Origin of the sequence: Chryseobacterium hilariae (assembly GCF_051400735.1) — a bacterium.
Classification (GTDB): domain Bacteria; phylum Bacteroidota; class Bacteroidia; order Flavobacteriales; family Weeksellaceae; genus Chryseobacterium.
This window is the reverse complement of the sequence record NZ_JBLFFJ010000003.1, coordinates 382,669-395,270: the sequence shown is the minus strand read 5'-3', so window position 1 is coordinate 395,270 and position 12,602 is coordinate 382,669. Positions and strand designations below refer to the sequence as shown.

General features: G+C 31.9%; 6 protein-coding genes. 5 read left to right on the top strand and 1 reads right to left on the bottom strand.

Going from position 1 to position 12,602, the window contains the following annotated elements:
• Nucleotides 1–8: 8 nt before the first annotated feature.
• A complete protein-coding gene (locus ACMGDK_RS11410) occupies nt 9–176 on the top strand; it encodes a hypothetical protein (protein WP_436808068.1) in 168 nt (55 codons plus the stop codon).
• Here the strand turns inward: ACMGDK_RS11410 and ACMGDK_RS11405 are convergent.
• Nucleotides 157–411 carry a hypothetical protein gene (locus ACMGDK_RS11405; protein ID WP_436808067.1) on the bottom strand — a complete coding sequence of 85 codons (255 nt, stop codon included), beginning with the start codon at nt 409–411 and terminating at the stop codon, nt 157–159. The two genes, ACMGDK_RS11410 and ACMGDK_RS11405, sit on opposite strands and share 20 nt — an antisense overlap.
• A gap of 42 nt (nt 412–453) precedes the next feature.
• On the opposite strand from ACMGDK_RS11405, the gene ACMGDK_RS11400 reads away from it, so the two are divergent.
• The 4 genes from ACMGDK_RS11400 to ACMGDK_RS11385 are packed head-to-tail and all read left to right on the top strand — an operon-like array spanning nt 454 to nt 12,575.
• A complete protein-coding gene (locus tag ACMGDK_RS11400) occupies nt 454–861 on the top strand; it encodes a hypothetical protein (protein ID WP_436808066.1) in 408 nt (135 codons plus the stop codon).
• 3 nt (nt 862–864) lie between these two features.
• Nucleotides 865–1,626: a hypothetical protein gene (locus ACMGDK_RS11395; protein ID WP_436808065.1), complete on the top strand. Its 762-nt coding sequence runs from the start codon at nt 865–867 to the stop codon at nt 1,624–1,626.
• Between the two features lies 1 nt (nt 1,627).
• A complete protein-coding gene (locus ACMGDK_RS11390; RefSeq protein ID WP_436808064.1) occupies nt 1,628–3,139 on the top strand; it encodes a hypothetical protein in 1,512 nt (503 codons plus the stop codon).
• Nucleotides 3,140–3,158: 19 nt separating this feature from the next.
• The gene (locus ACMGDK_RS11385) at nt 3,159–12,575 is read left to right on the top strand and encodes an ADP-ribosyltransferase-containing protein (RefSeq protein ID WP_436808063.1); all 9,417 of its coding nucleotides are present in this window, start codon (nt 3,159–3,161) and stop codon (nt 12,573–12,575) included.
• Nucleotides 12,576–12,602 lie beyond the last annotated feature (27 nt).

Sequence of the window (12,602 nt, the reverse complement as noted above, 5' to 3'; positions counted from 1 at the left end):
TTTATTATATGGAAAAGCAATTACTTAACCAACAGAGAGATAATATAAAAATTCCTTTAAAACTGTTAAAGGAAAAAGTAAAAATATTAAAGGTTGTCTCAAAATTTAGTACTGATATCAAAACACTTGGTGATAATTATAAGTTTATCAAAAACCTTATTGATAATAATCAATAGCATTTGTAATAATACTTACAATGTTTTTATATGGATATGATTCTCTTTGAATGTTGAAAATAGTAACCTCAGATCCTATTGTTGAGCTAAACACACTTAAGAGATCAATGTCTTTTAAAATCTGAGCTGCATGCACAGAATATCCAATTGATACTGCAGTAGAACCGTTATTATTAATAAGAGCGTTTAGCTCTTTCAATTTGCTGATTTGTTCATTGGTGGCCTTTTTTTCCATGGTTATTGATTTAGTTTTCTCAAATATATAAAAATACATAATATGAAAGTTAGAAAATTCCAAGAATCAGATTTTGTAACAATTGAAAAATGGTTAAAATGGTGGAGTCCAGGGAAAGAATTTAATCGCCAAACATATCCTGACACCGGATTAATTATGTATGATGAGGAATCTGGAACTGAAATATATTCAGGCTTTATATGGACATCAAATTCAAAAATGGCAATGATAGGGTTTATTTCGAGAAATCCATTTTACAAAAATAAAGCAATTGACTTTCAGCAAACCCTTAGAGAGTTCATTGGAGCCTTATTTTTGTCTGTAAAGGAACTCGGATATGACTATGTTATAACATGGGCAGAGCATTCAAATCTTAAAAAGGAATTTAGAGAAATAGGTATGTTAGAAGCCGGGACCAATGTTAGCGAATTCATAACCAAAATCATATAAATTATGCCTGCAGCAATTGCAATTATACCAGCAGTATTGGCGGCCGGAGTAGGAGTAGCTCAAATGACAAGTGCCAATAAACAAGCTAAAAAATTACAGAATCAAATCAATGAATATGATCGTCAAGATTTAACAAATCCCTATGAAAGTTTACAAGTTTCAACACTTGGTGCCGATAGAACAAGAGAAGATATGGCTCGTAATTTTGCAACTGCAGCAAATACAGTAGCACAGGGAGGAAGTAGAGCTGTAAATAGTTTTATCCCAAATATAATAGCTCAACAAAATGATGCACAGGCTAAAATAATGGCCGATCTCGATCAACAAGAAAAAGAAAGACAAAGGCTAGTTGCTCAGGGTAATTCAATGGTAACTCAAATGCAAGAAAACAGAGAGAATAATGACTTGCTCGGCTTGGGTAATGCTCTTAATGTGGCTAATCAGAACAGAGTGAATGGTGTTAATCAATTATCTCAATCTCTTTTAAGTATTGCAAGTGGTGCTTCTGCAGGTCTTTTTAACATGGGCACTGGTCAAAGTAACAATTTATCAAGTGGAGGACAACTAAATCCAATTAATTTAAATTCAGCTCCAATCATAACAAACACCCAACCAATTAATGCAACTGCTTTAAATATTCCGAACAATATAAATTTGACCAATAACACCCAAAGGTCATATAATCCATTTTTTGATTCTGGATTAGCACATCCAGGAATTCCTGGGGCATTAAATTTCAATCCATTTAAAAATCCATACTTATAAAATGGCAACACCTCAAGGTAATTTTATTGCTTACCAGCCATTAAAACCAGAAGAATACAAGGTTGGAGATTTATATTCTAACTATGTTATGGATCTGATCAAAAGAGGGGATTTAAAAAGAGCCGCAGATGCTAAAATGAGGGAGCAACAAATGAAGGCCATCGGAGAAAGGTTTGATAAAATGGATGTCAAGCCTTATGCAACAGACTCAACTATGACTGATATGGCAATGAATATGTTCAAAGATACTGCTGACTATATTGGTGAAATGAGATTGAGAGCAGAAAGAGATCCTTCAAATGCTTTTAAATATAGCTCTTTAGCTGATAAAGCTAGAAGTGATTATATGGTACTAGCTGAATCTTTTAAATCACCAGAATTTTTGAAAAAATTGGATGATAAAAGAGTTTCAATTGCATCAGGTGAAGTTTTTGATGACTCAGACGATCTTGACAAATTTAAATTGATTTCTAATGGGATGATAAGTCCCGTGTTTGATAAAGCAAATGGAACATGGAAGTTTATGGTTCCTAAAAATAACAATTCAACAAGTGATGAAACTCCAGAATTTTTATCAGCAGGAGAATTAATTGGTGTCTTCACTAATCCTACGGAATTAGATTTACTTAATGATACTAAATCAAATGGAGGCAAAGGATTCTACAATCAAATACGTGATGATGCTAAACTTCTTCGTGATGAATTCACTAAAAATACAGATGGCAATGTAACAAAAAGTTGGGCTGGATATGCGGAAGAAAGAGGTAAAAGTTTGTTTGACACTACTTATGGTGACTACAATTCCGGACCCGTAGATCCTAGGCTTAATCAGTATTCAAAAGTTGTTTTAGGGAAAAAAATAGAAAGTGAAGATGACTTTAACAAAGTCAAAGCTTCTATACTTGATCGATATAAATCTTACGTTCCAAATGACACTGGCATTAAAACGCAAGATAGTGGATTAGACATTGCACTAAAAAATGAAAGACTAAAGGGAGAGAAATTAAGTAACGCTCAAAAGGCATATGATCTAGCTAATCCTAAGAAATCTAATTCTTCCTCTAATGATAATCCTCTTGGAAATGGGTCATTAAGCGATACACCTGTTGTTCTAAATATTAAACAAAAGAATGGAACCATTGAGCACTTCAATACTCGAGGTATTAATTATTTTGTTAATGGCAACACTAATAATGGACGACAAACTAAAATAGGCGTTACTACATATTGGAACCCAAATGCAAACGGACCGAATCAAGGAGGATATAGTTATGCAATGAATATTCCTTCTAATAATGGTAAAGATATTGTAATAGAGGGCGTCTCAAGTGCGAGGGCTACGAATATTCTTTCTTCAAATAAAGTTAAAGATCCTGAGAATGTTCTAGCGTTTATGAAAACAATAGCAGATCAAAAAGGATTAAGTGGAAAAAATCCCAAAATATTTGGTAAAAATTATCAGAATTATAAAGTAAGTTTTAGTACTTCAAAAAAATCAGATTCTGATTTATAAATAAAAGTTATAAAAATAAATGAACGAGGAACAATTATATCAACAATTTTTGAATAATGGAGGCAGTGGATCTTTTGAAGAATTTTTGATTTTAAAAAATCAATTATTGGTTGATTCTTCAGATGATGTAAAAAAAAAAGAGTCTACAGTAAGCTCGACAGAGATTCAGCCAGCACTTCCTTCGGTAACAGAAGGAGATCAAAGCTTAAGCGAAGATTTGGATCCGGTAAATATTCAAATGCAAGGGGTTCAAATTCCTCAGTCACAAGTTCAGAACACACAGGAGCAGTCATTAGGAATAAATGCATCTCAGCCGGATTATATTTCGAGTGTGCAGGATACAAATTATTTATTGGATTTAAATTCTCCAAAAACACTTTCTTTATCGGAATCAGAAACATCTGAAGACACCAATATTTCTAACTCGCTTACTGATAAAGTAGACATTTCAACTGTAAACTTAATACAACCTTCCTCACCACTCATTGAGGATGGACCCTCTATTGATTCTATCCGTGATTATGTAGAATTCAAACCTCTTCTAAATTATACAAAAGCTACTGAGATAGGCTCTGATATTGCAGATATAATAGGACAACCTGTAATGCCTGTAGAAGAATGGAATAAACAAGTTGCACAGTTTCAAAATCAAGGTATAATTGAAGTAGTTGATAATGGTAAAGATTACGTTACTACACCAGAAGGTAGATTAGTATATAAAATTGTAGATGATAATTATCTAAAACAAATTAATGATGGTATTGATACTATAAACCGTCAAAGAAAGAGTGAGGCTGAACAAAAAAATGTTGAGGTAGCTAGATTTAATTTTGGCGAAAATTCAAATGATGAACCACTTACCCCAGAACAAACCTATATCCGAAAGTTATCTCAGTTCGGATATATTCCCACCAATGAAGAAAGAGAGCAATTTACATCTGAAGATTACAGAAATGAGTTCCTGGCAAAAGTAGAAGCTGATAATATTTCAAAAGAACAAGGTATTTCATTTCAGGAAGCTTATAATTCTGTTAGGTCAAAATATTTTATTGATAACACTACTAAAACGGATGCTGCACAAAACTTTTATAGTAACGTGTTGCTCCCTGCTATGGCGAATGAATCTAGGAGTGAAAATACATTTTCCTCTGGTAATGGAAAATTTGCTGAAGGTGATCAACAAGAATATGATTATTACAATAGATTTTTTAGTAATCCAGATAATGTAAAAAAATTTGGAGAATTCCTTGTTAAAGAAGGTAAAACAAATATGTCTACAATCAGAGAAAATGATTTTGCTAGGCAAGATTCCAGAAAAAAACTTTTTGATGAATACCAAAATTATGAATATCAGAAAAAATTAACTGATTATAATTTCAATAAGGAAGCTGTTCAATCTAGTGTAAATAGAATAGCACAACTTCAAAGATCAGGAGATCAGGCTTCATTAGCTAGAGAAATTAATAATTACAGAAATCTTTCAACTAATTTAAATTCTAAATCTTTTGAACTTGAGAAAGGGTTAAATGAAAGTGAATCTATTAATAATGTATTTACCAGATATAATCAAAGACAAAAAGATAGAGAAGAATTTTATCTGCGTAAAGAAAACGATGATTTATCAACAAAAGCTCAAAACTTCCTAGCTCAAATTCCTTTAGGAATTACAGAATCTATTAAATCTACAGTGACAGGAATTGGACGAATTGCAAACTCTGTAATCCCTTCTGATAATTTAAAAGATTTTCTTGACATAGTTTCAGAGCAAGAAATAACAATAGGAAATGCAAGAATATCGCCTATTTCGGAACGTGTAAAAATATATAATGGTTCCGATGGTAACTCTTATGAAAATAGAAATGGTATTATATATAAGGTTGATAAAGATGGAAAGCTAACAAAACCTGTCACTTTACCAGAATTGACCTTTAAAGAAAACAGAACTGATTTTAAGTCTTCCGGAATTGCTTTTATGACAGCTAAGTTTGGAGCTGACATACTTCTAACTCAAGGAGTTGGAAAAGGAATAAATTCACTTGGAGTAAAATATACTGATGCATTAGCTAAATCAAGCTTAATTTCTCAGACATTAGGTGCTGAAAATTCTATTGCAAGAGGAGCCTCTAATTTTGCAAATGTATTAAGAAACCCAACAAATGCAACTGTATCAGGGTGGTACGTACAAATGTATAATGATAATTACCTAATGGCTGAACAAGGAGGAATCAAAACAGCCGCTGGTAAACATATGTATGCTGCAGCAGAATCATTCATTCAATCTATTATTCAAAGAATAAATCCTGATACCAACTTCCTGAAAAGCATTAACAGCGAAAAAAATGCTATCGTTTCTGCATTGATGAATAATAATCTTGAAAAAGGTAAATTGTTATTTGGCGAGCTTAGTAAAAAAATGGCAGGCAATGTAGTTCGAGAAACAGGCGAAGAGATAGTTCAACAAGTCACTCAAGATTTCAATAATACTATCATTAATAAGCTAGCAGATAAAAATTTAAAAATTTCTGATACAGGAGACTATAAGGATGTAATTGTGGGTACAATAATACCTTCTGCTTTAGCTTCGTTGTTAGGTGGCGCTGGTAGTAGAAATGCTACACTAAACGGTCAGAAAGTAAACTTGGATGATTATTCAAGAAATGAATTGATTACTGAATTAGCGCGGGATGAAAATGGACTTCAGTTAATGAAGGATTTCGAAGATGATGCCTACTTTAAAAGCCAGAAGGATTTTGCTCAAACAATAACACAAGAAATTCAGACAAGGCAAAAATATATTGATAAAATTCCAAATAATGAAAACCATACTACTAAAGCTGTATCAGAGGCAATCCCTTTGCTTCAAAAAATAGAAAGTAAACAAAAAGAATTAAAATCAAATGATGGCACTTTTTCAGCACGTATTGAAAATGAAATATCAGATCTACAGTCAAGAGTAAATTTAATATTAGACAATGATTTAAATGAGCAGTCACAAAAACAACCACAACAACAATCGGCACCAGAAGCAATTCAAGAGCAAGTCTCAGAAAGTGTCGAACAAACAGTTGACAGTGTCCAAGAAGAAGCCTCTCCAGTAAATAATCAATACTCTTTAGAAAACATGCAAACACTTCCGTTCATTTCGGAAGGATCAAAAGATTTATTTGATAATTCTATGGAACTTTTGAGAAATGTTGATTGGAATAATAAGGAAAATGTAAAAAGTTCCGTTTCAAAAATTCTCAATCTTATAGCCAACAAAGATATTCCAGAAAGTAAGATTGATCAATTTTTAGAGAGTAAGGAGAAATTTATTAATTCAAAAGATTATTACACACCGGATTATCTCGAAAAATATCTTAATCTTACTTTAAGGGATTTTTCAAATATTGAAAAGACTGAATCAGTTCCAATAAATGGAGTTCAATCAACATTAAACAATCTACAAAATAATAATAATCAAAATACTACAACTTTTAATTATGATGTAGAAGAAAACTCTGATGATGTGACAACTGATGTGAGAGTGCAAGAAAACAGTGCGTCAAATGATACTGAAATAAATGAATCAGAAATTTCAAAGTCAAATTTAAATACATTATTAAACCTGCAAAATGAGACAACACAGAGAACAGATACTACAAATGATGGAACTGTTGGGGATGGAATTGATATCCTTCAGCAAGAAGAACAAACAGGGACAGAAAATACACAAAACATTCAGCCCTCCATTGAGCCTGTTACAAGTGAAGCAGATGTTGAAATAAAACTCAATATTAATCAAAGACTTGTAACCAACAATGTAATAGCCACAATAGATCCAATTGAACTTCCTGATGGAACTGAAGGTTTTAAAGTTTCAATCAATGATCAAGAAGGGAATCCTGTATTGGATAAAAATGAAGATTATCAGTTTGAATTTGGAGACATGGAAGATGTTGAAAAGTTTATCAATCAAAAGCAAAAAGGATATATTCTTCAAAAGAACAATCAAAAACAAAAAGTAACTGATGAGGTTATAAATGGGGTAGATCAAGAAAATAATATTGGTAAAAATGTTACGTTTTCATTTCTTGGAGATGATTATTCTGGAACCATAATCGAAGGCAGTAAAGGACCTTTAATTGTAGCAGAAGATGGCACTAAATATAATCCTTCTTCAAAGCAAGTCACAGAAGTTAAAGATGATCAAGGAAATATGGTTCAATTTCAAACATCTAGTGACAGTGGCAATTATCTATCGATAGAAGACTTTGTAAATTTTATTGATAAATTAAAAGTTCCATTTAAGAAAGCCTTTGGTAATGTTGATGTTTTATTTGATTGGAATGAATTTGTGAATAAAGCGAAGTCTTCAAATATTGATCTATCAATAATACAGGATATAAATGAAAAGCCAAATATTGCTGGGATTAAATATATGTCATCTAAAGAAACAGTATATGGAGCAAAACTTCCTGATGGTACTATTTATATAGACAATAGTAGAATGAACTACAATACTCCCATCCATGAATTTTCACATTTATGGGAACAGCTAATGCCTCCAAGATTTAAAAAAGGAGTAGAAATTTTAAAACAAACTAAAACAGGAAAAGAAATTTTCAATAAATTAAAAGAAGAAGGGAATTATGGTCAGGATGAAAATATTATTTGGAATGAAGCTCTAAATACACATATTGGAAATTATGGAGAATGGAGTATGCTTAGGCCTAAAGGTAAAATGGGAGAGCTATTACAATGGGTTAAAGATTTCTTTGCAAAAATGGGTCAGACACTTGGCATTGCAATTAATCCTACCACTGAATTAAGATTGTTTACAGATGAGGTTTTAGGCGATTTATTAAGTGAAAAAACAATTCTATCTGAATCATCACAAATAAAAATCCAAGATTTAAAATATTCTCTTTTCTCTAAAAGTGACTTTGATAAAAATGGTAATATAAAATCTGAAATTTTAGCGGAGATTGAATTAGAAAAACAAAAAATAATAGATAAAGCTAAGGCAGATAATACATATTTAAAAGCTCCTAATGGTAAAAACTCCAATTTGACTGAAAATCAATGGACAGAAGTTAGAACTAAGCGTTTTAAAAATTGGTTTGGAAACTGGGAATCAGATTCTAAAAATTCAAGTAAGGCACTCGATGAAAATGGTGAACCAAAAATTGTTCATCATATTGGGGAAAAGAAGATGGAGTTTTACACTCCAAGTTTTAAAGGGGATTCTGATAATGATTATGGGATATACTTTGCCGGATCAATGGAAGCAGTTTTGGATTATGGAGAAACATGGCAATATGAAAATGAATTTATCCATAGTGTATATCTTAATTTTAAAAATCCTTTCATTATAGATATTTCTTCAATAAGGCCTGGAGACAAGTTTACAGAGCATTTTGATGATTACCAAAATGAAAGATATCAAAACGAGAATATAGGGTGGGAGGGAGATTTGTATTTAAAGATACTAAAATTTGCTCAGACAAATGGATATGACGGTGCGATAATGAAAAACACTTTAGATCCATCTATTTTACAAGATACATATATTGCTTTTGATCCAAATCAAATAAAATCTTCAGAATTTAATTCAGGTCTATTTTCCAAAAATAGCAATAATATACAATTCTCTATAAAAAACGGGAATGAACTACTTCCAGTTCAAACTGTTACAGATGTAGTTTCTGAAATTCAAAATAATGGAATTGAATCAGGATTAAAAAAACTACAAAATAGTGATTGGTTTAAAGGATTAACACAAGATGAGCAATTAAGAATAAATTCAAATAATCTGGTTTCTGAACTTATTGGAACAGAACAGGAGCGACAACAAGTTGTTGAGAATTCGACTAATGAAAGGATCAGATTATCCGAGGAAAAAAAACAAAACGAAATTAAAGATATTAAACAAACTTTCAGGGATAAGATTTCAGAAATGAAAAAGGAATACTCTGATCTTAAATCAAAGTTTGAAAATTTATCTAATGCGAAAGAAAGGATTTCTGAAAAAATATTTTGGCGAAAGAAAGCTTCAAATGCAATTAAAAGTTTACTAACTGATAAATCTATAAAAGATAAAATTACGCCTTCTGAAACGGCTTCTCTTATTGGTAAGGCAGATAAGATTATGAATGCTAGAGATGTAAATAAAGCTTTTGATGAATTTCAATCAGCTTTAGATGTTATTATAGACAAGGCAGAAAAGCGATCACAATCAAATAAAGTAAACTCTGAAAGAGAATTTGAAAAATATAATTCCATTAAAGATCGAGTACAAGAACTCATTAATGACAATATATCTCTTGACGAAATTCTAAAATTCGATACTTCTCCAGATTGGATAAAATATGCAGAAAAAGCATATTTCAGAGTTAAAAATGAATCTATAGATCCTAAAAAAGCAGCAGAATCTGTTTCACAATTAAACAAAGAAGAACAAGATCTAATAAATCGTAAAACGCCTTTTTTGCAAAGATTAAAAAAATGGAGAGAAGCAATATCAAAAAATACTTTTGATCGCCAATGGCTTCCTAAAAAATACTTATCAGAAATTGGTGCGGTAAATACAGAAAACCGTCTAGTCAATATGGCTGGATCTGCATCAAGGGGTAAGTTAGTATTTGAGAGAGCATACGATAAAATTTTTAAAGGACTTTCAAAGTCTGACCGCTCTGTTTTGGATAATATAATTCAGCAAAGAAGAATTATAACTATTGATAATAACAGAGAAGAAAGAAATCTTGTTCCAGTTGATCATCCTAAAAGCATGGATAAGTTTACGGCAATGGCATATTTGCAAGACCGTAAAGATGAATTAGGTGATAAGAAATACAATGATTTGATAAGAAGATCTGACAATTATTTCAGTGAGTTTAATAAGCTACTAACTGACATGAAAAATGAAGGACTTATTAATCAGGAATCATATGATAGTATGAACGGTTTAGATTATCAACCAAGAATGTTTCTGGAACATCTTTTAGACTATGATCAAAATTTATCTTCGGAAGAAAAACGATTTAGAAGTGAAACTTCAGGACTTTCAAGTGAGCTGATCCGGTCCTTAGACGAAGGTTCTACTGGTATACTTCTATCCAACGCTGAACTACTATTAGCAACAGCAATTGGATCGAGATATAAAGTAATAATGATGAACCGGGTCAATCGTGAATTTATTAATGAAGAATTTCCGAAAGCTAAACAGCGATTTGAAAGTATCGCTCCTGATAAAGTTAATGATTATGAAGATAATATCTCTAAAGGGAGAGGTGCAAAAACCAATGAAGAAAGATTCTATAGATATTTTAAAGAACTGAATAAAAAAATTATTGATAATCCTATTACTGGTGTTAATAATAATCAGAATCCAACTTATTTATACGATAAAACTCCACAAGGGTATAAGAAGGCTTACTATTTTGTAAATGGTGTTAGAAATGAATTTTTCATAGAAGAAGAGCTCCATCAAATGTGGCATGATACCAATAAAGGAATAGATGCTGATTTGAAGGATAAAATTGGCACATTCTCTGGGTCTCAGATTATAAAAGCTTTTGCTACTGGTTATAATCCAGCGTTTGTAATTGTTAATACCCCTAGAGATTTTCTTCATGCTATTAATTTTAGTAGCGAATATTCTTCCTTTATTCCTAAGGCGGTATTACAGCTAAGTAAAGACACTGTAATAGGCTTAAAAGAAATCTACAGTCATAATAGAGGCAACGATTCATTGATGGCCAAATACATAGGGTATGGAGGAGGAATGGACTTCCTTAATACCCAGGGAATGTTGAAAGATAATTCATGGAAAGATAAAATTATCAACAACCTTGTTGAGCCTAAACAAAAAGAATTGATGAATACAATTCTGAAATATGTTTCCTTAAAAAATATCTCGAATTATTCGGAAGTAGGCTTTAGAATAGCAGTATTTAAGAGGGCAATTGATAATGAAATTAAACGCATTCAGAAAACAGAACCTAACATAAAATCGATAGGTGATCTTGAAAAACAAAGACAAGATTATGTGTATGATTATGCGGTAAGACAAGCCAGGGATCTTATGGACTTCAACCAGGGAGGAATTTGGTCTAAAAATATGGAAGCGGTAGTTCCTTACTTTAATGCTGGAGTACAGGGTACAAGAGTGATTGCACAACAATTCAAAAGAAAGCCATATGAGACTACAATGAAAGTTTTACAAACTTCAGTTTTAGGTGTCTCTTCTGTTATTGCATTAAGTATGGTTGCTTTATCTAAAATACGAGATGATGAAGATGATAAAGAATCAACGACTGCTAAATATTTAGATTTCAGGGAGTCCTTAAGTCCGTATCAGAAGGCCAATTTCTTTAATATTCCCACTGGCTATAATAAAGACAGTAAAACTTATACAATGGTTTCGGTTGCCAAGTCTCAAGGCCTTACCCCTATGTTTACATTAACAGAGGATTTGATCGAAAATACTATGAGATCTTCTGTTGGCAAGAAAGAAAAAGATTGGAAAACTATATATTCAAATGTAGGTTTTGCTTTTACAAATAATGTTGATCCAACAGCGTTCAGTGGAATTTTCACAAATGGAGAAGGCCTCAAAGACGTACCAGAGGCAGGTGGTAAAATAATTGCTAAAAACCCTGCAGTTAAATCAATGTTAACTTATTTAACTGGATATGACTTCTTCTTTGATCAACCATTACAAGGTACCGACACAAATGCCCTACACAAATTTGAAGGAGCAAACAGTTCAAAAGTTGAGGGGTTCTATAAGGAACTTGGATTAAAATCAGGGCTTTCACCAGTTAGAACAAAAGCATTCGTAGAAAGTTTTGTAACTTCTCCTGCAACCAATCCATTTGTTGGAATCATGTATGGTGGATTAGATGTTATGGCTACTGATAAAACATTAAATGATGGTATACAAGGATTTGCAGGCTATGAAAATGGAAAGTTTAAGCTGAATAAGGTGCCTGTCATAAATAGAGCAATTAGAGAAACAACAGAATATAGCAGACAATTAAATATAGCAAAAGAAGTTAAAACTTCCGAGGCATTTCAGGAGTCATTAGAAAAAGATGAACTTATGAAAAATTTATCTGACAAAATATCCAAGAGATATGAAAATATGAGTGAAGCCAGGAAAGAGAAAGAAAAAATATTGGTGGAGATTAAAGAATTTTCTAAAGATCAAAATACTCAAGAAAGAATGCTTAAGAGAATTCAAAGAAAAATTCAGAACAAAAATATTGATCAAAGGGTTTGGGATGTGGCATATAGTACAGGAACATCCAATAGAGCAAAAGCTATTCTAATATATTCATATTTTGGCGATGTCAGAGGAAATAAAAAAGTGCAATCTGATTTGAAATCTGGCAGGGTATGGAGTAAGGCTGTTAAAGATGAATACCTCAAAGTTATTAATGAAAAAAAATAATCCGGAATTATTCCGGATTTATGTTTG